This is a genomic window from Enterobacter cloacae complex sp. P43RS (assembly GCF_014930585.1).
Lineage (GTDB): Bacteria > Pseudomonadota > Gammaproteobacteria > Enterobacterales > Enterobacteriaceae > Enterobacter > Enterobacter bugandensis.
Map to the genome: position 1 here is coordinate 1 of NZ_JADBRJ010000022.1, position 23,000 is coordinate 23,000.

A 23,000-nucleotide genomic window follows, 5' to 3' on the forward strand; every position below is an offset into this window, starting at 1 on the left:
AATATATAGTATAGGGTTTTAACATCATGCTACTACGGTTGAAGTATACTGTTTTAATCTGTAAGTTTTATGACGTCGTTAACTTTAATTTGTTTTAGATGGTTATTCTTATTTATGAAGTGATTAAACTGCCTGATAAAGGCAATCGTACACGCTTTAAGTGCTAAAGGTCTGTCGGTATCTTTTATTTGATTAGGCAATCTTACTTCGCTTTCTTCGTCATTATCTGTATATAACAATCTGGATAATCTGTCATCAGAAACTCTAATTTTTTTAACGGCAGCCCATACCAATATGTCCAGCATAGGAATTACACGATAGCTGATTAACTTCTTGATCGTTCCATATCCAAAGCGAACTGACTCTAATGGGTTCTCATCGATACCCTTCACTTTACGCCATTGAGGGAGAGCTGTTTTAAGCGACTCAGCGATTTCTTCGTCTGTACCACTCGCAAGATCAATTTCGAACATAACTGTTCTTGAAAACTGATCTGGCATAATATCTGATAATGATTCTTCCCGAAGCTCTCTGTTTATAGAATAATTATCACCTTCATGCCAAACAAATCCTCCACGTTGCATTGCAATAATGCTCGTTTCAGCGAGTCGGTCAAGTGTGGTTAGAAAAAAATGTGGCGGTTGAAAGAGCTTGTTGGCAGGAGCCATGTATCCCAATTGCCCTTCTTCGATCAAAAAGGGATTACCGCTGAATATTTTCGAGAAATACACCATAAGTTCTTTGCTCTCGAAATCTTCTCGATATTCCTTAAAGAACAAGTTCCGAGCCCATAACTCATGGTAGAACTGTATCAATGAGAGGTCTTCAAATTTGCGGTAAGTACTAATATCCAGCCATAACTTGATCTCTTTCGTATGCTCTGGAGCCCAATTTTTCATAAGTATACACTCCAACAAAAATCCATAATCTGTTAGTGTTAAAATTGTCAGACTTACTCAACTTATGCAAGTTATGCGACTTTCCACACACAGTTGAAATGTCTTTAGCTACTTGTTGGTATAAATGTTGGAATAAAAATGAATAACTATAAATTTTCTTTTTTAAATCATATAATTATTTACACTTTCGATTCCTGCAGGGGACACTTTTATCTTCCTCTGTTTTTAACCCAAATTAGTCTGTTCGCTGCAAAAACTCATTGAGCAGAAGCATCCTGCTTTATTTGAGCATAACGCGTTGCCAGTTGCTTTAGGTGAAGCTCAAGTTGGGTCTTTTCTGCTTCAGGGAGCGCACTTCCTGCAGGATACTGCGACAGGCGCCTGAGCTGCTCTTCAGCGGGTACCGCTGGTGAATTCAATACGGTAGCGGAACGGCGTGCTCAGGGCTTCATCGCCTTCAAACGCCAGCACGTCGAGCGCGGACTCACAGCCTTTCACCGCCAGCAGGTGGTGGTTATGGCTGAACCTTAACGGAGGATTATTGCTCATGCGTCCACTCCCTCCTGAACGTCAAATTCCAGGCCAATGCCCTCTTCTTCGCTCCAGCTCAGGTGTAACGACCGTGGTTTTTGTCTGTCGGCCATACGGGTCAGCAACTGCTGGCTCAGCACCGGCAGAATTTGTTGATTCAGCAGGCTGTCGATATTGCGCGCCCCGGTATCCGGCAGCAGGCAGGCGGCGGTCAGGGCGTCATACAGGCTCTCATTAATCTGCGTGGTTAGGCCGTAGTGGCGATGCAGGCGCTTGCTGACCTGTAACAGCTTCATTTCCACGATGGTACGCATGGCCGCTTCCGCCAGCGGACGGTAAATCACGGTCTGGAAGCGGGCCAGCAACGCCGGCTGGAAGTGGTCTCGCAGTATCGGACGCAGCAGTTCGTGCAGGTCTCCTTGGGTGGCTTCAGGGTTCTCATCCAGCAGCTGCATCAGGTGGTCGCTGCCGAGGTTGGAGGTCATCAGAATAACGGTGTTGCGGAAGTCGATTTCACGACCTTCACCGTCGCGCATAAAGCCACGGTCGAACACCTGGTAGAACAGGTTCATCACGTCGCGGTGCGCTTTTTCGACTTCATCGAGCAGCACCACGCTGTACGGTCGCTTACGCACGGCTTCGGTGAGAATACCGCCCTGACCGTAGCCAACGTAACCCGGAGGGGAGCCCTTCAGCTGGGAAACAGTATGAGGCTCCTGGTACTCGGACAAGTTGATGGTAATCAGTGATTTTTCACCGCCGTACATCACGTCCGCCAGAGCCAGGGCGGTTTCGGTTTTCCCCACCCCACTCGGGCCCACCAGCAGAAATACGCCCTGAGGGCCATTCTCAGATGTAAGACCCGTTTTTGCCGCACGCAGGCGCTGCGCGATGGCCGCGAGCGCCACATCCTGCCCGACCACACGTTTGCCAATTTCATCTTCCAGGGTAAGCAGTTCGGTCTGCTCATCTTTCATCAGCGATGACAGCGGAACGCCTGTCCAGTCATCTGAGCAGCCACCTGCTCTGGCGTGAAATCTTTCATGCTCTGGAAAGTCAGCTGAATGTTGTCCTCACCGCCATCATCAGCCAGCGTATTTTTAACGGTCAGATTAACTTTTGGGGAATATTCGGAAAGAACGCTATCAAAATTGTTCTTCGTGATATTAACCTTTTCGCGATCAAATATTGGCGCTGTGTCCTGCCCATTACTAAAATCACCCGCAACAAGCAATTTCAATGGTAATTCCATTTTCTTGCTTACTCCGCCAGTATGCAGGTCAAGCTTTAGGTTAATACGTGCCTTAGGCACTTCATTCTGAAAACTGTCAGCCATCTCATCATCCCTCTTTGGTTTTGCTATGCCAACTTCACGGTATCGCGTTGATGCGCAATCATAGAATAATGATCGACACAAAATCAAATACGCAGATCATTAACCCGCAATGAGAAATTTCTTAAGAATTTTCTGCTAAACTATTATTGTGTAATGCCCTGCCAAGGCAGAAAAAGAAACTACTCTTTTCGCGCAAACCAAATATTTATATCGTTAAAAGGATCGCAACCAGTGAGATACTAATAAAAACAACTTATTTTGATTTGCATCACGACACTTTGTCAAAAAAGCATGAATTAACTGAAAGAAGCTATTGAGGAACGTAAAAAAAGAAGAAACGAAAAAGTATGAAAAGTGAATATTTTATTGATGGCATGAATAATATATAAGATTTTTCCTTATGAAAATTCTTATTTATTATATGTAGTAAAAAATTCATTTCCGGATACTTAACGAGTCGTCAATCATTAATACCGTGCTTGCTCGTGAATTGACTTTCTCCTTGCGCAGAGGCTTCTGCTCGCCGCGCAAGAAGGAGGGGGGCTCTCAATACGGCTGTTTATAAAATCTGTAAAATCAAACACCTTCTGGATCGTCGCTTTTTTAATCAAAAACGAGTAATAGCACATATCGTATAACGGTGTTACATTATACCGCCCACCCAACGTCAGCTATGGCCAGGTAACGCCGTAAAGATCGGTAAAGCCTGCAACCATGACCTTGTACTACGGTCTAATAGGCACGTGGTATCGCACTAAGCGTTACTTTCACCGGCTCTACATAGGTTTCTCTATTTTGTCTCAATCCAAATTTCAACGCGCGTTTTTACACCCGCGTTACTGGTTTACATGGTTTGGTCTTGGCGTTCTCTGGCTGCTGGTACAGCTCCCCTACCCTGTGCTGCGTATGCTGGGGTCGAAACTGGGCAGCGCATCCCGCTATTTCCTGAAGCGTCGCGAATCTATCGCGCGTAAAAACATCGAGCTTTGCTTTCCTCAGTACAATGCTGAAGAGCGCGAAAAACTGATCTCTGAAAACTTTAAATCCATCGGCATGGCGCTGCTTGAAACCGGCATGGCCTGGTTCTGGCCGGATGAACGCGTCCGCAAATGGTTTGATGTAGAAGGACTGGACAACCTTAAACGCGCTCAGCTGCAAAAACGCGGCGTGATGGTTGTTGGCGTGCACTTTATGTCGCTGGAGCTTGGCGGGCGCGTGATGGGCCTTTGTCAGCCCATGATGGCAACCTACAGACCGCACAACAGTGCACTAATGGAGTGGGTTCAGACGCGAGGCCGCATGCGCTCCAATAAAGCGATGATCAGCCGTAACAACCTGCGCGGTATGGTTGGCGCCCTGAAGAAAGGTGAGGCCGTCTGGTTTGCTCCAGACCAGGATTACGGACGCAAAGGCAGCAGCTTTGCCCCCTTCTTTGCCGTGAAGGATGTAGCGACGACCAACGGGACTTTCGTCATTTCGCGTTTGTCAGGTGCCTCCATGCTGACCGTGACGATGGTGAGAAAAGCGGATAAGTCAGGCTACCGTCTGCACATCTCTCCGGAAATGGCTAACTATCCGGAAAACGAGTGTGAAGCGGCAGCGTTTATCAATAAGGTCATCGAAACTGAAATCATGCGCGCACCGGAGCAATATCTCTGGATGCATCGCCGTTTCAAAACGCGTCCTCTTGGCGAAGCCTCCCTCTATATTTAAGCCCTGCGTGAAGGTTAGTTTCGCTAAGAAACTAGCCTTTTCAATCACCTGTCATCTCACTGCAAAACCGTCTTTGATGGCGTCGCCCAAAGTGAATTTATTGCGCTGTGAAATCAAACTGTCGCCGTTCCACGACACTCGTAAGTGGCGGAAATTATTTAAAAAAATCCCTCTTGTCACCCCTCATTTTTAAGCGTACATTAGCGCCGTCTGGCACCAGGAAAGCACAGAATTCTGAGCGGGAGTCATCGGCGTAACGGGAAAATTCTCATTTCTGTTTAGCCGGGATTTCAGTTCTCTATAATCAGTTGGACTCTGTTTTTAAATGCGTACCACAAGATACGCGGAGCGATGAAACGTGAAATATTTCTTTATGGGCATTTCGGTGATCGTTTTAGTCTGGGCCGGAACCTTTGCCCTGATGATCTAGTGAGAACATGCAGTCAAAAAAACAGGAGCCATTTGGCTCCTGTTTTTTTGTCATGAGGACACGGGGTTTTCAGCAACGCTCTTTGCTGAGAGCAGGCCATCGGCCCGGAACATACTCTTGATGCCCCTCACCGCCTGACGAATACGGTCGCTGTTTTCGATTAAAGCAAAGCGCACGTGGGTGTCGCCATAATCACCAAAGCCGATGCCCGGGGACACACACACCTTCGCGTCCTGCAGCAGCTTTTTAGCAAACTCCAGCGAACCCATCGCTGCGTACGGTTCCGGAATTTTCGCCCAGACGTACATGGACGCTTTCGGCATCTCCACCATCCAGCCAGCCTCATGTAACCCTTTTACGAGTACGTCGCGGCGACGTTTATACTGAGCAGCAATGTCGTGAACGCACTGCTGATCGCCCTCCAGAGCGGCAATAGCGGCAACCTGCAGCGGCGTGAAGGTACCGTAATCGTGGTAACTCTTGATGCGCGCCAGTGCACTTACCAGCGTTTTGTTACCCACCATAAAGCCAATACGCCAGCCCGCCATGTTGTAGCTTTTCGACAGGGTAAAGAACTCCACCGCCACGTCACGCGCGCCCGGAACCTGCATTATCGACGGGGCTTTCCAGCCGTCATAGACGATATCGGCGTAGGCTAAATCATGAACCACCAGCACGTCATAACGCTTGGCCAGAGCGACAACTTTCTCGAAGAAGTCAAGCTCCACGCACTGGGCCGTTGGGTTCGACGGGAAACCGAGGATCATCATCTTGGGTTTCGGGTAGCTTTCGCGAATGGCACGTTCCAGTTCGTTAAAGAAATCGACACCTTCCACCAGCGGAACAGAGCGCACCTGCGCCCCGGCAATCACCGCGCCATAGATATGGATTGGGTAACTTGGATTGGGTACCAGCACCGTATCACCGTGATCCAGCGTGGCCAGCATCAGATGTGCCAGCCCTTCTTTCGAGCCGATGGTGACAATCGCCTCACTTTCAGGATCGATATCAACCTGATAACGATCCTGATACCAGCGCGAGATCGCGCGACGTAACCTGGGAATACCGCGCGAGGTTGAGTAGCCGTGCGTATCCGGACGCTGGGCAACCGTGCAGAGCTTTTCAACGATATGCGGTGGCGTTGGGCCGTCAGGGTTACCCATGCTGAAATCGATAATATCTTCGCCGCGCCGACGCGCAGCCATCTTCAGTTCAGCAGTGATATTGAAAACATAAGGGGGGAGACGATCGATACGCGTAAAACGGCGTTCAGGACTGAATTCAGCCATAGATTCCTCAGATTAACGTTAGCGCCCGGACCGTCCGAGCGACGCTGCCACCGATGTGGCGTGCTTAGAAAATAACCTGAAAAAAAACACCCTGTCGAGAGGAAAATGAAAAAAAAGCGCCCGCGTGAAAACCGGAACACTGCAATGCCTGAAAATGGAAACAGGGTTCTGATATTGGCTTTCCGTTAGCCGTTATTTAACACAATGATATCAAAACAGTTACCTGGTGATTTGGCGCTGAGAAAAAATCGGGTAGCATCAATCCTCACCTGACAATCCCCTTTGTAAACTATGGTTTTTCCTCATTTGATAAACCCGACGGATTGCTGGTCAATACGCCCCAGGTTTTTTATCATGGTTCTTTCCCGTTTGCCCAGGTCTGCTCCGTGCACGAGATATTCACTATGCTGCTGGCGGTTTTTGACCGTGCGGCATTAATGCTGATTTGCCTGTTCTTCCTGATTCGCATTCGCTTGTTTCGCGAGCTTTTGCATAAATCCGCACACTCGCCGAAAGAGCTGCTGGCGGTTACCGCCATCTTTTCCTTGTTCGCACTGTTCAGCACCTGGTCCGGGGTGCCGGTAGAGGGTTCGCTGGTTAACGTGCGCATTATCGCCGTCATGTCCGGCGGAATTTTGTTTGGCCCGTGGGTGGGTGTCATCACCGGCGTGATTGCCGGGACCCATCGCTACCTGATTGATATCGGTGGCGTAACGGCAGTGCCATGCTTTATCACCAGCATTATCGCCGGGGTGCTTTCCGGCTGGATCGGCCGCAAGATCCCCAAAAAACAGCGCTGGCGCGCCGGGATTGCTGCGGGCATGGTGTGCGAAACGCTGACCATGATCCTGGTCGTCGTCTGGGCCCCCACCACCGCGCTGGGGCTGGATATCGTCTCGAAAATCGGTATTCCTATGATTCTGGGCAGCGTCTGCATCGGTTTTATCGTGCTGCTGGTGCAGAGCGTTGAAGGGGAAAAAGAGGCCAGCGCCGCCCGTCAGGCCAAGCTGGCGCTGGATATTGCCAACAAAACGCTGCCGCTCTTTCGCCACGTTAACGCGGAGTCGCTGCGCCAGGTCTGCGAGATCATCCGCCACGACATTCACGCTGACGCCGTCGCCATCACCAATATCGACCACGTGCTGGCCTACGTAGGCGTCGGGGAGCACAACTATCGCGACAGTGATGACACCATTAGTCCGACCACCAGACAGGCGATTAACTACGGAAAAATCATCATTAAAAACAATGATGAAGCTCACCGAACGCCGGAAATTCACTCGATGCTGGTGATCCCGCTATGGGAAAAAGGCGTTGTAACGGGCACGCTGAAAATTTATTACTGCCACGCGCATCAGATCACCTCCACGCTGCAGGAGATGGCCATTGGCCTGTCGCAGATTATCTCTACTCAGCTTGAGGTCTCCCGGGCAGAACAGCTGCGTGAGATGGCAAATAAGGCAGAGCTGCGCGCACTGCAGAGCAAAATTAATCCCCATTTCCTGTTTAACGCGCTGAACGCTATCTCCTCTTCCATTCGTTTGAATCCGGACACCGCGCGCCAGCTGATTTTTAACCTGTCGCGCTATCTGCGCTACAACATCGAACTGAAAGATGACGAGCAGATCGACATTAAAAAAGAGCTTTATCAGATCAAAGACTATATCGCGATTGAACAGGCGCGCTTTGGCGACAAGCTCACGGTGATTTACGATATTGATGAAGAGGTCAACTGCGTGATCCCGAGCCTGCTGATCCAGCCGCTGGTTGAAAACGCGATTGTTCACGGTATTCAGCCCTGTAAAGGCAAAGGGGTGGTCACCATCAGCATCACCGAAAGTGGCAACCGGGTGCGAATTGCGGTACGCGATACCGGCCACGGGATTGACCCAAAAGTCATTGAGCGCGTGGAGTCTAACGAGATGCCCGGGAATAAAATCGGGCTGCTGAACGTGCACCACAGAGTCAAGCTTCTCTACGGCGACGGGCTGCATATTCATCGTCTTGAACCAGGCACTGAAATCGCTTTTTACGTCCCGAATGAGCGCTCCCCTGTTCATGCGGCGACATCTTTATTACCTCAGGGTGAGTAATATGAAAGTCATCATCGTTGAAGATGAATTCCTGGCTCAACAGGAACTAACCTGGCTTATCAAAACCCACAGCCAGATGGAGATTGTGGGTACGTTTGATGATGGTCTGGACGTGCTGAAGTTTCTGCAGCATAACCGGGTTGACGCGATTTTTCTGGATATCAATATTCCCTCGCTGGACGGCGTGCTGCTGGCGCAAAATATCAATCAGTTTGCCCATAAGCCGTTTATTGTGTTCGTTACCGCATGGAAAGAGCATGCCGTAGAAGCCTTCGAGCTGGAGGCATTTGACTATATTCTGAAGCCTTACCAGGAGTCGCGAATTGTCAGCATGCTGCAAAAGCTGGAGGCCGCATGGCAGCAACAGAGCGCTCCGGCTACCGCCAGCCCGACGATACGGGAAAACGACACCATTAATCTGGTCAAAGATGAGCGCATCATCGTGACCCCGGTCAACGATATCTACTACGCCGAAGCGCACGAAAAGATGACGTTTGTCTATACGCGGCGGGAATCGTATGTCATGGCGATGAACATTACTGAATTCTGCAGCAAGCTTCCGGCAGCCCACTTTTTCCGCTGCCACCGTTCGTTTTGCGTCAATTTAAATAAGATCCGCGAGATCGAACCGTGGTTTAACAACACCTATATTTTGCGCCTGAAAGATTTGGATTTTCAGGTGCCGGTGAGCCGCAGCAAAGTGAAAGAGTTCCGCCAGCTGATGCACCTGTAACGAAAGAGCCCTCTCCCGCGGGAGAGGGTAATGATACATCAGAGGATTTGACCGAGAACCTGACGCAGATGGGCACCCGAACCCAGCAGGCCTGGGTTATCATGCACGATGAGATAAACGGGAATGTCCTGTACGTAGCTTCTGAAACGCCCTTTATCTTCAAACCCGCCGCGGAAACCGGAGGCTTTAAAGAAGTCGAGGAAGCGCGGCACGATCCCGCCCGCAATATAGACCCCGCCAAAGGTGCCCAGCGTCAGCGCCAGGTTGCCGCCGAACCGTCCCATAATGACGCAGAACAGCGAAAGAGCGCGACGGCAGTCGATGCAGCTGTCCGCCAGCGCGCGTTCAGTGACGTCTTTCGGCTGCAGGTTTTCCGGCAGACGACCGTCCGATTTCACAATCGCACGATACAGGTTCACCAGCCCCGGCCCTGACAGGACGCGCTCGGCGGAAACGTGGCCGATCTCCGCGCGTAACTCTTCGAGGATAATGCCCTCTTCTTCGCTGTTTGGCGCAAAGTCCACATGGCCGCCTTCACCCGGCAGGCTCACCCAGCGCTGAGCAACATGCACCAGGTGCGACACGCCCAGGCCGGTACCGGCCCCGTAAACCGCAATCGGCTTGCCCTCGACCGGTTCAGCGCCGCCAAACTGAATCAGGTGCTCCGGCTTCAGCATCGGGATCGCCATGGACACCGCGGTGAAGTCATTGATGATTTCCAGATGCGCAAAACCGAGATTCTTTTTCATCTCTGCGATGGAGAATGCCCAGGTATGGTTGGTCATTGCGACCCAGTCGCCGGTTATCGGGCAGGCAATGGCGATGCAGCCGTCTTCGACGCTCACCTGATGCTCTTCCAGATAGACGCGAACAACGGCCTCAAGGCTTGGGTAATCCAGCCCTGAGTAGGTCTTCGCCCGGGAAATTTCACCGTTACTTACATCGCATAATGCGAGACGCGCGTTCGTGCCGCCCACATCGCCTACCAAAGCATACTTTGTCATTCTTCTACTGCTCCGCTAAAGTCAGAATAAATCTTTCGGACACTGTAAATTCAAGGCGTGATAACAACAACGACCGGAAGGTGAATGCCCGTGGATTATCGATCTTCGTCACAGAATAACTTTACCGTTTCAGCACCTTTTGCACTATTGCCATAAGGCTTAATATGCAAAGTAACGTCATTGCATTTTGTACAAGGAAATCATCATGCTCCACCCGCGAGCCAGAACCATGCTGTTGCTGGCAATTCCGGCGCTGATCATTGGCGTGGCCTCAAGCCTGGTCCTTATCGTCGTGATGAAAATCGCGTCGGTGCTGCAAACTCTCTTATGGACAGCGCTTCCGGCAAAACTGGGGGTCACCGCGGATTCTTCGGCGTGGATCATCCTGATGCTGACGTTAACCGGTATTGCGGTGGGTCTGGCGATCCGTTTCAGTCCCGGCCACGCCGGACCGGACCCGGCGCTGGAACCTCTGATTGGCGCTCCGGTTCCCCCCTCTGCACTGCCGGGGCTAATCGTCGCGTTGATCGTGGGCCTGGCGGGCGGCGTCAGCCTGGGTCCCGAGCATCCGATTATGGCGGTGAATATTGGCCTGGCGGTATTCCTCGGCGCACGCATTCTGCCTCGCGTCGGCGCGCTGGACTGGACCATCCTCGCCTCCGCAGGCACCATCGGGGCGCTTTTTGGCACGCCTGTCGCTGCTGCCCTGATCTTTTCTCAGACGTTGGCCAGTGATAACGACGTCCCGCTCTGGGATAAGCTGTTCGCTCCACTGATGGCCGCGGCTGCCGGCGCGCTGACGACAAGCCTGTTTTTCCATCCCCATTTTTCCCTCTCTCTGCCGCACTACGGAGAGATGCGGATTGCAGATATATTCAGCGGCGCCATCGTCGTCGCGATCGCCATCGCGCTGGGCATGGTGGCGGTATGGTGTCTTCCGCGCCTGCACCGGCTGGTGCATAAACTCAAACATCCGGTATTGATTCTGGGAACAGGGGGGCTAATCCTCGGTGTTTTAGGGGCAATTGGCGGAACGGTGACCCTGTTCAAAGGTCTGGACGAAATGCAGCAGCTGGCCTTCAGCCAGGTGTTTAGCGTGTCCGATTACCTGTTGTTTGCCGTCATCAAGCTGGCGGCGCTTGTCGTTGCTGCAGCGTGCGGTTTCCGCGGCGGGCGTATCTTCCCGGCGGTGTTTGTCGGCGTGGCACTGGGGCTGATGCTGCACGAGCATGTCGACGCGGTTCCGGCGGCGATTACCGTATCTTGCTCTATTCTGGGGCTGGTACTGGTGGTAACGCGCGATGCATGGCTGAGCCTGTTTATGGCGGCGGTAGTCGTACCGGATTCGACGCTTTTCCCTCTGCTTTGTATCGTGATGTTGCCCGCCTGGCTCCTGCTGGCGGGCAAACCGATGATGATGGCCTGGCGAAACGACAAATAATCAGGCGCTGTTGCGCGCCTCCAGCGCTTTGGTGAGCGCCACCAGCAGCGGTGGGATATCGGCTTTTGGCAGCATCACCTCAATCAGCGAGAGCCGCTCGTGGTGCGCCACTTTTTCAAGAACGTCCGCCAGCTGCTCCGCTTCACTGACCCGCCAGCACTGGGCCTGAGGATCAAGGCTCAGAGCCTGCGGGAGTTGCGTCCAGTTCCAGAGCGCAATGTCGTTATACCGCTGCTCAGGCCCATGGATCGCTCTTTCCACCGTATACCCTTCGTTGTTAAGAACCAGAATGATGGGACGTTGTTTATCCCGCAGCATCGAGCCGAGCTCCTGAATAGTGAGCTGCGCCGCACCATCCCCCGTCAGGACAATCACGCGCCGGTTTGGGCATGCCGTTTGCGCGCCAAATGCGGCCGCCAGCGTATAGCCAATCGACCCCCACAGCGGCTGGACGATAAAATTCACGTCAGCCGGCAGACGAAGGTCGATCGCGCCGAAGGCCGAGGTGCCCTGATCGGCCAGGATGATGTCTCCCGGGCGAATAAACGTTTGCAGCGTTTGCCAGAAATTCTCCTGCGTAAGCGAGCCGTCCGGCTGAGGGAAATTCATCGCGCTGTGCGATGCCGGAACAGGCTTATCGTGAATATGCTGTTTGCACAGCTCCAGCAGCGCTTCAATGGCCTGGGCCATCGGGATGCCGGTAAACCAGATATCGCCGACGCGGGCGGCATGAGGCTGGACTTCTATCGTCTGTGCAGGCGTTAACTGATGGGTAAACCCAGCCGTCAGAGTATCGGTAAAACGCGTGCCGATGCACAGCACCGTATCAGCCCCCTCTATCGCCTCTTTTACCGGACCGGCACTGGCCGAACCGCTGTAGGTGCCGTAAAAACCGGCGTTACGTTCGTCGAATATGCCTTTGCCCATCAGCATCGTGGCATGCGCCATCGGCACATCCTTCACCCACTTCTGCAGCGCGTGCTTCAGCCCATGGCGCAGGACAAGAAAATCCGCTAACAGCGCGGTACGCTTACTCGCTGCCAGTTGACGCTCCGCAGCATCCCGGAACGCTTTCAGGCAGGCGCTATCGGCATGCGCATGCCGAAGCGTGAGAGCGTTTACAGGCGGCGTAGCGGCTTTTTTTGCCACATCGGCAGGTAACATCAAATAGCCGGGGCGACGTTCCCGGAGCATCGTCGTCAATACCCGGTCGATTTCATAACAGGCGTTTTGTTCGGTCAGGATCGCCTGTGCAACGGTGATCGGCTCGCTCATATGGTAAAAATGACGGAACTCACCATCGCCCAGCGTATGGTGCAGCAGTTCCCCTCTTTGCTGAGACGCCATCCCCGGCGCGCCAACAATATGCAGCACCGGAACGTGCTCGGCATAGCTGCCCGCAATGCCGTTCATGGCACTTAATTCGCCGACGCCAAACGTCGTCAGCAGCGCGGCGAAGCCCTTACAGCGGGCATATCCGTCAGCGGCATAAGAGGCGTTTAACTCGTTGGCACAGCCCACCCAGCAGATATCCGGGCTGTCTATTACGTGGTCGAGAAACTGCAGGTTATAGTCGCCCGGCACGCCAAACAGATGATCGGCTCCACAATCTGTAAGACGGTCCAGCAGGTAATCGGCGACGCAGTACGGGGTACGCATAAACAGGTATCCTTCTGATGTTGACCTCACTTTGAGTATTAAATAAGCGTGATGGCTGTCCAGAATTGGCGATAAGAAGGCTATGGAAAGAATGCTTTACAAAAAATGCTGAGCTATGCTGCTTTTTTTCACGTTAATGTAAACGTATACACTGATTTTTCTCTTCAGCACGAGAGGTCATACGAATGGGTTATCAGCCGGACAAAAATCGTTATCAGACAATGGAGTATCGCCGCTGTGGGCGAAGCGGACTCAGGTTGCCCGCGGTCTCGCTGGGGCTGTGGCATAACTTTGGTGACGCCACGCTCATCGAAAATAGCCGTCAACTTTTACAGCGCGCGTTCGATCTGGGTATTACGCATTTCGACCTTGCCAATAACTATGGTCCCCCGCCGGGGTCCGCCGAGCGTAATTTCGGCCGTATTTTACAGGAGGATTTCCTGCCCTGGCGCGACGAACTGATCGTCTCCACGAAAGCGGGATATACCATGTGGGACGGCCCTTATGGCGACTGGGGATCGCGCAAATATCTGCTGGCAAGCCTCGATCAAAGCCTGAAGCGTATGGGGCTGGAATATGTCGATATCTTCTATCATCACCGTCCTGACCCGGAAACGCCGCTGCAGGAAACCATGAAAGCGCTTGACCAATTGGTGCGCCAGGGCAAAGCCCTGTATGTCGGGTTATCCAACTATCCTGCCGAGCTGGCGCGAAAAGCGATTGATATCCTGAATGACCTGGGCACGCCCTGCCTGATCCACCAGCCGAAATACTCGATGTTCGAACGTGCGCCGGAAGAGGGTTTGCTGGATGTTCTGCAGGAAAAAGGGGTCGGCTGTATTCCCTTCTCGCCGCTGGCAGGGGGACAGTTGACCAACCGGTATCTTAACGGTATTCCCGCCGATTCCCGTGCGGCAAGCGGCAGTCAATTCCTTAACCCGGAACAGATCACCGAAGAGAAGCTTGAGAAGGTGCGCCAGCTAAACGCCCTGGCAGAAAGCCGCGGCCAGAAACTCTCGCAGATGGCGCTTGCCTGGGTGTTACGCCATGAGGAGGTCACGTCGGTACTGATCGGTGCCAGCAAAACGGCTCAGATTGATGATGCCGTGGGTATGCTGGAAAACCGCCAGTTTACCGCAGAAGAACTTTCTCTAATCGACCAGATCCTGAGCAGTTCAAAATAAAACCACTTTTAGCAAAAAGTGCTCTCCCTCGGGAATTCGGAGTTGAGGCGATGAAACGAGCCTTTACCAACTCGTAATATTGCGTTAACAGGCCCCACGAAGGCCCCGATCGTGAAGGAGAAAGAGTATGTTCAGGTCACTGATTCTTGCAGCGGTATTACTGGCTTCGGCCCCGCTCGTCGCCACTGCGGGCGAAATCACCCTGTTGCCATCAGTAAAATTACAAATTGGCGATCGTGACGACTACGGCAGATACTGGGACGGTGGCTACTGGCGCGACCGTGATTACTGGCACCGTCATTATGAATGGCGGGGTGACCGCTGGCGCAGGCACGATAACGGCCTGCATCGCGGCTGGTATAAAAACAACGCCTATGAGCGCGGCTACCGCGAAGGCTGGAAAGATCGTGACGACCGCCGCGGCGGCTGGGGTCACGGCGGAAAAGGACGCGGTGGTCACGGTCACGGTCATCATTAATGCAAAAAGGAGCCTCCCGGCTCCTTTTTCTTTTATAGCCCCAGCGCGGTGCCAATCAACAGCCACAGGTTTAGCGCTACGACGACCACCACGATGGCCCACCCGGCCCGTTTCACCAGCGTCGTATTAACCAGTTCGCCCATCAGAGCTTTATTGCTGGTGAAAATCAGCAGCGGCACCAGCGCCAACGCAATACCAAAGCTCAGCAGCACCTGGCTCATCACCAGAATTCGCGTTGGATCGAGCCCCATCATAATCACGATAAACGACGGAAGCATGGTGATAAAACGACGCACCCACAATGGAATATGGAAGCGAACAAATCCCTGCATCACCACCTGCCCTGCCAGCGTCCCCACCACCGTGGAGGAGAGACCGGCGGCAACCAGGCTCAGACCAAATATCGTGGCAGCAGCATGGCTCAGTAACGGCTCGAGCGTGAGGTAAGCCTGGTCGAGATCGGCGACGCCAGTATGACCGTTAAAGTGGAAAGCGGCGGCTGCGGTGGCCATCATCGCCAGATTCACAAAACCCGCGATGGTCATGGCGATTGCCACATCCCATTTGGTTGCCGAGTAGCGTTCTTTACGCGTCCCGCCGTGCAGATGCTGGGTCAACGAGGAGTGCAAATAAATGACATGCGGCATAATGGTCGCCCCAAGTACCCCGGCGGCCAGGAAAACCGCTTCCGAGGTTGGCAGGCTTGGGATCACCATGCCTTTTGCGAGCTGCGCCAGATTCGGCTGTGAGAAAATCAGCTCGACGATGTACGCCGCAGCAACAAACAGCAGCAGGCCACCAATGACCTTCTCCAGCGGTTTTTGACCCCGACGTTGCAGCATCAGGATCAGGAATGTGGCAATCCCGGTCAGCACCGCCCCCTGTAACAGCGACACGCCCAGAATCAGCTTAAAGCCAATCGCTGCCCCGATAAATTCAGCGAGATCGGTTGCCATGGCGATAATTTCCGCCTGAACCCAGTAGAGCCACACCGCCGGACGGGGATAATGGTCGCGAATTTGCTCCGCCAGGTTTTTACCCGTGGCAATCCCCAGTTTTGCAGAGAGCATCTGAATCAGCATCGCCATCAGGTTTGCCCAGACGACCACCCACAGCAGCTTATAGCCGAAACTGGCCCCGGCCTGAATATTGGTCGCAAAATTACCCGGATCGATATAGCCGATGGCAGCAATAAAAGCAGGTCCCATTAATGCGAACCGCAACTTGCGCGCGGCTCTACCACTGCTACCCTCTACGCGACTGTTTGTCATTATCTGCCTCTGGAAATATAGCCTTTGCTATGTTAAATGCTATCAAAATGAGAATGATTATCAAGATCATTTAGAGAGTTTAAAATGATTTCTCTGATAGCTAAAAACAATAGATGGGCAGGTGGTGCGACATCACAGAATGTGAAAATGCGCGGTCATTTGTGAAGCGTAGCACACAAACTTAACTTTTCACTCATTTACCTAACATAACAAAAATGTATTGTGGATCACTAATTTTGAGACTCGTCACAGGATGTAACTATAGTGTGTCCCTGATCTCGTTTTCTTTTCGCTTGTTACATAGAATGTGCACGAAAATTAAACCTGCCTCATATTTGGAGCAAATATGGACCGCGTCCTTCATTTTGTCCTGGCACTTGTTGTCGTTACTGCACTCGCATTGCTGGTCAGCACAGACCGCAAAAAAATTCGTATTCGTTATGTTGTCCAGCTGCTGGTCATTGAAGTTTTACTTGCGTGGTTCTTCCTGAACTCCAACGTAGGCCTCGGCTTCGTGAAAGGCTTCTCCGAAATGTTCGAAAAACTGCTCGGATTCGCCAACGAAGGGACAAACTTTGTCTTCGGTAAAATGAACGACGAAGGTCTGGCATTCTTCTTCCTGAAGGTACTGTGCCCAATCGTCTTCATCTCCGCGCTGATCGGTATTCTGCAGCACATCCGCGTTCTGCCGTTCGTTATTCGTGGCATTGGTTTCCTGTTATCTAAAGTAAACGGCATGGGCAAGCTGGAATCTTTCAACGCCGTAAGTTCCCTGATCCTCGGTCAGTCTGAGAACTTCATCGCGTATAAAGATATCCTCGGCAAAATGTCCCGTAACCGCATGTACACCATGGCGGCAACCGCGATGTCTACCGTTTCCATGTCTATCGTGGGCGCATATATGACCATGCTGGAGCCAAAATATGTGGTTGCAGCGCTGGTTCTGAATATGTTCAGCACCTTTATCGTTCTGTCGCTGATCAACCCGTATCGTGTTGACGCCAGCGAAGAGAACATCCAGATGTCTAACCTGCACGAAGGTCAGAGCTTCTTCGAAATGCTGGGTGAATACATCCTGGCCGGTTTCAAAGTGGCGATTATCGTTGCCGCGATGCTGATCGGCTTTATCGCCCTGATCTCCGCACTGAACGCCCTGTTCGCCGCAGTGCTGGGCATCTCCTTCCAGGGCATCCTGGGCTACATCTTCTACCCTGTCGCATGGGTGATGGGTGTTCCAGCTCACGAAGCGCTGCAGGTGGGCAGTATCATGGCGACCAAGCTGGTTTCTAACGAATTCGTTGCGATGATGGATCTGCAGAAAATCGCCAGCACGCTCTCTCCACGTGCGGAAGGCATTCTGTCCGTATTCCTGGTCTCCTTCGCGAACTTCTCGTCCATCGGTATTATCGCCGGTGCGATTAAAGGCCTGAACGAAGAACAGGGTAACGTGGTTTCTCGCTTTGGCCTGAAACTGGTTTACGGCTCCACCCTGGTGAGCGTCCTGTCTGCTTCTATTGCTGCGCTGGTTCTGTAACGTTTACCGTAAAAAAACCGGGAGACTTGCTCCCGGTTTTTTTATGCCCGCAATTCTTCCAGCGGTTTGGGTTTGCCTATCAGGTAGCCCTGGAGATAGTCCACGCCGAAGCGTAACAGCATCTCCCGCTGCGCTGGCGTCTCAACATATTCGGCCACCACGCACAGTGATTTCGTCTTCGCCAGATTACATATCGACTGGACGATCATTGCGTCCATATCATCAGTACAAATATCTTTCACGAAGCAGCCGTCAATTTTAATGATGTCTGCCTGCAGGCGTCTCAGACGCTCGTAGTTGGCGTAGCCGGTACCAAAATCATCGATGGCAATCCTGAAACCGTAATCCCGCAGTTGCTGAATATTGTGGATGCTGCAGCCGGAATTGGAGAAGGCCTGCTCTTCGGTGATCTCAATCACGACAGCCTGAGGCGCAACGCCGTACCGTTCAAAGAGCGCACAAATCTCAGTCGCCACCTCATTTTGCATCAGCGTAAGCGGCATCAGATTGACAGAGAAACGGGTGCCAGCCTGCGTCGCTGGGTGATCGCGCAGCCACAGCAGTAATTTTTCCATGACGCACATATCAAACCGGTGGCTGAGGTTGAACTGGGCAATCAGGGGAATAAAGCGGTCAGGGGTTATGATCTCGCCCTCGCTCTCCATACGCGCCAGAATTTCGTAGTACCCGCTACCGTCCGCCTTCTGGATCGGCTGCGCATACAAATGGAACTGCCCCGCCTCCAGGGCGTGCTTAATCCGCGCCAGCATCAGGACACGCTCCGTTGTTTGTCCTGATGCAGCTTCCAGGCTATTCGTCAGCGCAAGAACGTTGTGCGCTCCGCAGGATTGCTCGGCCAGCCAGCTCAGTTGCCCCAGCGTGTGGTGCAGTTTCTCACCGTTTTCGACCATTCCCCAGGACGCGCCAAATTCGATATCCAGCCCGGTATTGTTCCAGAAAATCTTACGGCTGTTCAGCCGATCAACCATATGCTGGAGGCGCTCGGCCGTTCCCTGCCCAAGCAATACCAGCACCAGCTCGCTTCCCGGCAGCTGGAAAAGCGTCTCATCTTTTTGCAACAGCGGCTGGAGAGAGGACGTGATCATTCGTTTGCAGTGCACCCGCATGAGAATGCCGTAATGGCGGCTCAAAAACTCCAGATTATCCATTCTCAGGCAACACACTTTGGCATCCGGGTGGTCGAGGAGAAAATCTTCCAGCGCACGAATGTTGGGTAATCCTGTCAGCGGATCGGTGAGCGCTCTGTCCTGCCAGCCCTGCTTCAACCATTCGCTTCGCTGATAGATACGCGACATATAAAGCAGGCAGATAGCAAAAGAGATCAGTACCGACAGGATAAAGGAGAGCGAATGGCCCGACTCCACTCCGTTTAGAAAGTTGTAGTTGTAGGTCAACAGCAGAAGCGCAGAGGTGGCCCACAGCAGAGAGATAAGCGCGTAGCTCAGACGGCTAATCGCTAACGTAAAGAGAATGAAAATAATCGGCATCAAATAGCCCGCAATAACAGGCGACTCAAAAGGCGCACATAAAATTGCGATGATGGCGATTAACAGCATCAGCCAGACGAATATATATAATGATTTCTTGTGTAAAAACACGGGCTTCACACTTCGCCGCCAGAACTTGATGGCATAACGAGGATTAATAATCATTCTTAACGGATAATAGAACATCATGGTAAAAATCATCGCCGCGCATATCAGGCTTTGAATATCAACAACGTTATAAATTACCGTTCCTTCGCCGAAGAAAGTTGAGATTGTGACCGGAAAATCAAAGAAATAGCCAGCGAGATACATCGACATTTTAATGCCTATCGGCACCATAAAGCCGAGCCAAAATATGCGTAACCCAATGTGCCTGTTGGGCATACAGTAGCGCCAGCGCCGGCCCAGCAGAAGGCGCAGAACACCGCAGGCAGCGAATACGGAGAAAGTCTGACAGAACAGTAATACTGAATATTGTAGCGGTGCTAAATTAACGTTAAATATATTAGCAACCATAAAACTTATCAGAATAGGCAGAATACCGCGGCGCCCCAATAACAGCATAATCGCCAGCATAACGCTTAACGGGAGCCACGCTAAATAAACGTCGTGTTCATTAACAATTGCACGCGGGGAGAGATAACGGGAAACGGGAACCGCAATCAGACAGATCGCCAGAGCAATTATAAATATCTTTACATTATTATACGATTTTCTATTCATTAAGCTGGGGAGATTATTATCCATTCATATCATTGACCGCATGGATAATAGGTTTATTAATTACGCGAATCAAGTTGAAGTCTATTTATAGACTGATTTATTGATTTCGGTTGAGGTGGGATATGGAAAAAAACCATTTTGGCAACAAAATACGTTTAGGGGTGTTACAAACACATAAAAAAAAACCTCGTCTTTTGACGAGGGTTTAAAATTTTGGTGGAGCTAAGCGGGATCGAACCGCTGACCTCTTGCATGCCATGCAAGCGCTCTCCCAGCTGAGCTATAGCCCCACATGTTACTTTACTAACCACACTCTGTTGGGTTCAGAGTTTGGTGGAGCTAAGCGGGATCGAACCGCTGACCTCCTGCATGCCATGCAGGCGCTCTCCCAGCTGAGCTATAGCCCCATAGTAAAGCTGTCATGTTGACGGGCGGCATAATATGAATTCCACCGCGGAGTGTCAACGGCAAAATCAATAGCCGCGGTTCAATCGCCGAAAAATCATGCAAATGAATCACTTTGCGAGCCTGCTCGCAGTCATGAGTTAAGCCTGTCACGTTTTCACGTAAAACGGTGCTATAAAATGAGCCGTTAATTAACCCCACGAATATTCAGGAAATTGCATGATCAAGGAACGAATGACGCCGGAAGAGTTAGCCCTGCTCACTGGCTATAGCCGACAGACCATCAATAAATGGGTACGCAAAGAGGGTTGGATAACGTCGCCCAAGCCCGGTGTCCAGGGGGGTAAAGCGCGCCTGGTGCATGTGAACGAAAAGGTGCGTGACTTTATCCGCAGCGCACGCCGGGCAACGGAAACATCCGCTATGCCTGACGGCATCAGCACTGACGGTTCACTTCATACCCTACTCCTGACGCTGGCCAATGAAATGACGCCGGAAGAGCAGAAGCAGATGACATCGCTGCTATTGCGGGAAGGAATTACCGGTTTGTTGCAACGTTTAGGGATTCGCGACCAGAATTAATATGAAAAGACTACGTAGCAAAATGACCACGGAAGAGCTGGCGGAGAATTTGGGTGTTGCCAGACAAACGGTAAATCGCTGGATACGGCAGCAGGGGTGGAAAACCGAAGGACTCAATGGCGTAAAAGGCGGTCGGGCGCGGCTCATTCACGTTGATGCACGCGTGAAGGAGCATATTATGAGCCTCCCGGCTATCCGTAACCGCCAGGCGGTTTATCATCTGGCTGAGGTGGCCTCATCCTACAATGAACAGCCTTCACGTCTGCGTCCGGGCATTATCGAAACGCTGGAGAGTATGACTGAGCTTGAACAGCAGCGTCTGGATACCTTACTGAAGCGCGAAGGCATACGCGGTTTTCTTGCTCGTCTGGGTATTGCCGAATAAAAGGCAAAAAAAACGGCAGGATACCCTGCCGTTTTTCTTATAGAAGGCTTAATTACTACTGATTTTCACGTTCTGCAATAAAATCCAGCGCCTTGTTGATGCGCGCCACGCTGCGTGACTTGCCGATGGCATGGACAGTCACATCCAGCGCCGGAGACTGACCAGCGCCGGTCACCGCAACGCGCAGTGGCATACCGACTTTGCCCATGCCCACTTCCAGTTCGTCTGCGGTCGCCTGAATGGCGTGATGCACATTTTCAGCGGTCCACTCGGTGAGCGCAGCAAGCTTGTCACGCACCACTTCCAGCGGCTGACGCGCAACCGGGCGGAGGTGCTTCTTCGCGGCGTCAGCGTCGAACTCATCAAACTCTTCATAGAAGTAGCGGCAGCTTTCGGCAATTTCTTTCAGCGTTTTGCAGCGCTCGCCGAGCAGTTTTACCAGGTCCGCCAGCTCAGGGCCAGTGCGGGTATCAATGTTTGCCTGCTCAATGTGCCACTGCAGGTAAGTCGCCACATATTCCGGCGGCATGGTATTGATGTAGTGATGGTTGAGCCACAGCAGCTTGTCGGTGTTGAATGCGCTGGCAGATTTGCTCACAGAGCTCAGAGAGAACAGTTCGATCATCTCTTCGCGGCTGAAGATCTCCTGGTCGCCGTGAGCCCAGCCCAGACGCACCAGATAGTTCAGCAGCGCTTCCGGCAGATAGCCGTCGTCGCGATACTGCATGACGCTGACCGCACCGTGACGTTTAGACAGCTTTTTACCGTCGTCGCCGTTGATCATGGAGACGTGCGCATAGACCGGAACAGGTGCATTCAGCGCTTTCAGGATGTTGATCTGGCGTGGGGTGTTGTTGATATGGTCTTCACCACGGATAACGTGGGTAATTTCCATATCCCAGTCATCAACCACGACGCAGAAGTTATAGGTTGGGGAACCGTCGGTACGGCGTATGATCAGATCGTCCAGCTCCTGGTTGCTGAATTCGATCGGGCCACGGATCTGGTCGTCGAAAATCACCGAGCCATCCTGCGGGTTAGCAAAACGCACCACGCATGGCTCATCAGCGGCATGCTCGCTGTGGTCGTGGCGGCAGCGGCCGTCATAGCGCGGTTTTTCACCGTTCGCCATCTGCTCTTCACGCAGCGCATCCAGACGCTCTTTGGAGCAGTAGCACTTATACGCCGTGCCCGCGACCAGCATCTCATCAATAACAGCGTTATAGCGGTCAAAACGTTTGGTCTGGAAATACGGGCCTTCATCCCACTGCAGGTTCAGCCAGTTCATACCATCCATAATGGCTTCAATTGCTTCCGGCGTGGAGCGCTCAAGATCGGTATCTTCTATACGCAGCACGAACTCACCTTGGTTGTGGCGTGCAAAAAGCCAGGAATAGAGAGCAGTACGAGCACCACCGACGTGCAGATAGCCTGTCGGGCTCGGCGCGAAGCGAGTTTTGATTTTCATGAAATGGCCTTACGTTATAAAGATGCCGGCAATCGGCAAATCCCGGGGAAAAAACGATGGGCAATATTCTATCACTGTGGGGGGATTCCTCAATGTCGATCCCTTTATCGTGGCGGAGTTTGCTGTTTTTGTTTAGAAATCATGCGCCACCGCCCGTTTTGCGATCGTTTTGTTTAATTTTACGACGAACGAATAAAAACTTTAGAAAATGCGTTGACTCATTTTCAACTCTCCCTATAATGCGACTCCACACAGCGGGGGTGATTAGCTCAGTTGGTAGAGCATCTCCTTTACACGGAGGGGGTCGGCGGTTCGAGCCCGTCATCACCCACCA

17 protein-coding genes, 3 tRNA genes and 3 pseudogenes are annotated in these 23,000 nt (G+C 52.0%); 11 read left to right on the top strand and 12 right to left on the bottom strand.

What is annotated here, in order from left to right; all coding sequences use genetic code 11:
- Nucleotides 1-53: 53 nt before the first annotated feature.
- From IM294_RS21820 to tssB, 4 genes and pseudogenes are all read right to left on the bottom strand, one after another.
- Nucleotides 54-899 carry a DUF6387 family protein gene (locus IM294_RS21820; protein ID WP_000800350.1) on the bottom strand — a complete coding sequence of 282 codons (846 nt, stop codon included), beginning with the start codon at nucleotides 897-899 and terminating at the stop codon, nucleotides 54-56.
- Nucleotides 900-1,304: 405 nt separating this feature from the next.
- A pseudogene (locus IM294_RS21830) lies at nucleotides 1,305-1,448 on the bottom strand (Rhs element Vgr protein); the annotation flags it as partial.
- Nucleotides 1,445-2,437: pseudogene (locus IM294_RS21835) on the bottom strand (AAA family ATPase); the annotation flags it as partial. The pseudogenes IM294_RS21830 and IM294_RS21835, both read right to left, overlap by 4 nt.
- Nucleotides 2,437-2,766 (bottom strand): annotated as a pseudogene (gene tssB, locus IM294_RS21840) (type VI secretion system contractile sheath small subunit); the annotation flags it as partial. The pseudogenes IM294_RS21835 and tssB, both read right to left, overlap by 1 nt.
- A 792-nt stretch (nucleotides 2,767-3,558) precedes the next feature.
- Between tssB and lpxP the strand changes: the two are divergent.
- Both lpxP and ypdK read left to right on the top strand, forming a co-directional pair.
- Nucleotides 3,559-4,479 (top strand): kdo(2)-lipid IV(A) palmitoleoyltransferase, encoded by a 921-nt coding sequence (gene lpxP, locus IM294_RS21845; RefSeq protein WP_028013977.1) that lies wholly within the window; start codon nucleotides 3,559-3,561, stop codon nucleotides 4,477-4,479.
- Nucleotides 4,480-4,837: 358 nt separating this feature from the next.
- On the top strand, nucleotides 4,838-4,909 hold the full coding sequence (ypdK, locus tag IM294_RS22295) for a membrane protein YpdK (RefSeq protein ID WP_099458937.1): 72 nt from the start codon (nucleotides 4,838-4,840) through the stop codon (nucleotides 4,907-4,909).
- A 50-nt stretch (nucleotides 4,910-4,959) separates the two neighbouring features.
- On the opposite strand, the gene alaC is transcribed toward ypdK, so the two are convergent.
- On the bottom strand, nucleotides 4,960-6,198 hold the full coding sequence (gene alaC, locus IM294_RS21855; protein WP_028013978.1) for an alanine transaminase: 1,239 nt from the start codon (nucleotides 6,196-6,198) through the stop codon (nucleotides 4,960-4,962).
- A gap of 386 nt (nucleotides 6,199-6,584) precedes the next feature.
- Here alaC and IM294_RS21860 point away from each other — a divergent pair, with 386 nt between their 5' ends.
- Both IM294_RS21860 and IM294_RS21865 read left to right on the top strand, forming a co-directional pair.
- Nucleotides 6,585-8,291 (top strand): sensor histidine kinase, encoded by a 1,707-nt coding sequence (locus IM294_RS21860; protein WP_041908832.1) that lies wholly within the window; start codon nucleotides 6,585-6,587, stop codon nucleotides 8,289-8,291.
- 1 nt (nucleotide 8,292) lies between these two features.
- Nucleotides 8,293-9,024 carry a LytTR family DNA-binding domain-containing protein gene (locus IM294_RS21865; protein ID WP_028013980.1) on the top strand — a complete coding sequence of 244 codons (732 nt, stop codon included), beginning with the start codon at nucleotides 8,293-8,295 and terminating at the stop codon, nucleotides 9,022-9,024.
- 38 nt (nucleotides 9,025-9,062) lie between these two features.
- On the opposite strand, the gene glk is transcribed toward IM294_RS21865, so the two are convergent.
- The gene (gene glk / locus IM294_RS21870) at nucleotides 9,063-10,028 is read right to left on the bottom strand and encodes a glucokinase (RefSeq protein ID WP_126818815.1); all 966 of its coding nucleotides are present in this window, start codon (nucleotides 10,026-10,028) and stop codon (nucleotides 9,063-9,065) included.
- A gap of 205 nt (nucleotides 10,029-10,233) precedes the next feature.
- On the opposite strand from glk, the gene IM294_RS21875 reads away from it, so the two are divergent.
- Nucleotides 10,234-11,469: an ion channel protein gene (locus tag IM294_RS21875; protein ID WP_041908826.1), complete on the top strand. Its 1,236-nt coding sequence runs from the start codon at nucleotides 10,234-10,236 to the stop codon at nucleotides 11,467-11,469.
- Here IM294_RS21875 and ipdC read toward each other — a convergent pair whose 3' ends face one another.
- Nucleotides 11,470-13,128, bottom strand: coding sequence for an indolepyruvate decarboxylase (gene ipdC / locus IM294_RS21880; protein WP_126818814.1), 1,659 nt, complete (start codon nucleotides 13,126-13,128; stop codon nucleotides 11,470-11,472).
- Nucleotides 13,129-13,313: 185 nt separating this feature from the next.
- On the opposite strand from ipdC, the gene mgrA reads away from it, so the two are divergent.
- Both mgrA and IM294_RS21890 read left to right on the top strand, forming a co-directional pair.
- Complete coding sequence (gene mgrA, locus IM294_RS21885) at nucleotides 13,314-14,312, top strand: L-glyceraldehyde 3-phosphate reductase (RefSeq protein ID WP_126818813.1); 999 nt, start codon at nucleotides 13,314-13,316, stop codon at nucleotides 14,310-14,312.
- Nucleotides 14,313-14,439: 127 nt separating this feature from the next.
- Nucleotides 14,440-14,790, top strand: a complete 351-nt coding sequence (locus IM294_RS21890) for a DUF2502 domain-containing protein (protein ID WP_028013985.1) — start codon at nucleotides 14,440-14,442, stop codon at nucleotides 14,788-14,790.
- A gap of 32 nt (nucleotides 14,791-14,822) precedes the next feature.
- Here IM294_RS21890 and IM294_RS21895 read toward each other — a convergent pair whose 3' ends face one another.
- Nucleotides 14,823-16,061, bottom strand: a complete 1,239-nt coding sequence (locus tag IM294_RS21895) for an Nramp family divalent metal transporter (RefSeq protein ID WP_126818812.1) — start codon at nucleotides 16,059-16,061, stop codon at nucleotides 14,823-14,825.
- A gap of 346 nt (nucleotides 16,062-16,407) precedes the next feature.
- Between IM294_RS21895 and IM294_RS21900 the strand changes: the two genes are divergently transcribed.
- A complete protein-coding gene (locus IM294_RS21900) occupies nucleotides 16,408-17,595 on the top strand; it encodes a NupC/NupG family nucleoside CNT transporter (protein ID WP_008501591.1) in 1,188 nt (395 codons plus the stop codon).
- Between the two features lie 41 nt (nucleotides 17,596-17,636).
- Here the strand turns inward: IM294_RS21900 and IM294_RS21905 are convergent, their stop codons facing one another.
- The 3 genes from IM294_RS21905 to IM294_RS21915 all read right to left on the bottom strand — a co-directional run bounded on the left by IM294_RS21905 (nucleotide 17,637) and on the right by IM294_RS21915 (nucleotide 20,233).
- A complete protein-coding gene (locus IM294_RS21905) occupies nucleotides 17,637-19,826 on the bottom strand; it encodes an EAL domain-containing protein (RefSeq protein WP_049000949.1) in 2,190 nt (729 codons plus the stop codon).
- Between the two features lie 214 nt (nucleotides 19,827-20,040).
- Nucleotides 20,041-20,116: transfer RNA gene (locus tag IM294_RS21910), tRNA-Ala, on the bottom strand.
- Between the two features lie 41 nt (nucleotides 20,117-20,157).
- Nucleotides 20,158-20,233, bottom strand: a tRNA-Ala gene (locus IM294_RS21915).
- Between the two features lie 217 nt (nucleotides 20,234-20,450).
- On the opposite strand from IM294_RS21915, the gene IM294_RS21920 reads away from it, so the two are divergent.
- Both IM294_RS21920 and IM294_RS21925 read left to right on the top strand, forming a co-directional pair.
- Nucleotides 20,451-20,813, top strand: a complete 363-nt coding sequence (locus IM294_RS21920; RefSeq protein WP_028013988.1) for a YfeC-like transcriptional regulator — start codon at nucleotides 20,451-20,453, stop codon at nucleotides 20,811-20,813.
- A gap of 1 nt (nucleotide 20,814) precedes the next feature.
- Nucleotides 20,815-21,198, top strand: a complete 384-nt coding sequence (locus IM294_RS21925) for a YfeC-like transcriptional regulator (protein WP_032644902.1) — start codon at nucleotides 20,815-20,817, stop codon at nucleotides 21,196-21,198.
- 55 nt (nucleotides 21,199-21,253) lie between these two features.
- On the opposite strand, the gene gltX is transcribed toward IM294_RS21925, so the two are convergent.
- Nucleotides 21,254-22,666, bottom strand: a complete 1,413-nt coding sequence (gene gltX, locus IM294_RS21930) for a glutamate--tRNA ligase (RefSeq protein WP_126818811.1) — start codon at nucleotides 22,664-22,666, stop codon at nucleotides 21,254-21,256.
- A 258-nt stretch (nucleotides 22,667-22,924) separates the two neighbouring features.
- Between gltX and IM294_RS21935 the strand changes: the two genes are divergently transcribed.
- Nucleotides 22,925-23,000, top strand: a tRNA-Val gene (locus IM294_RS21935).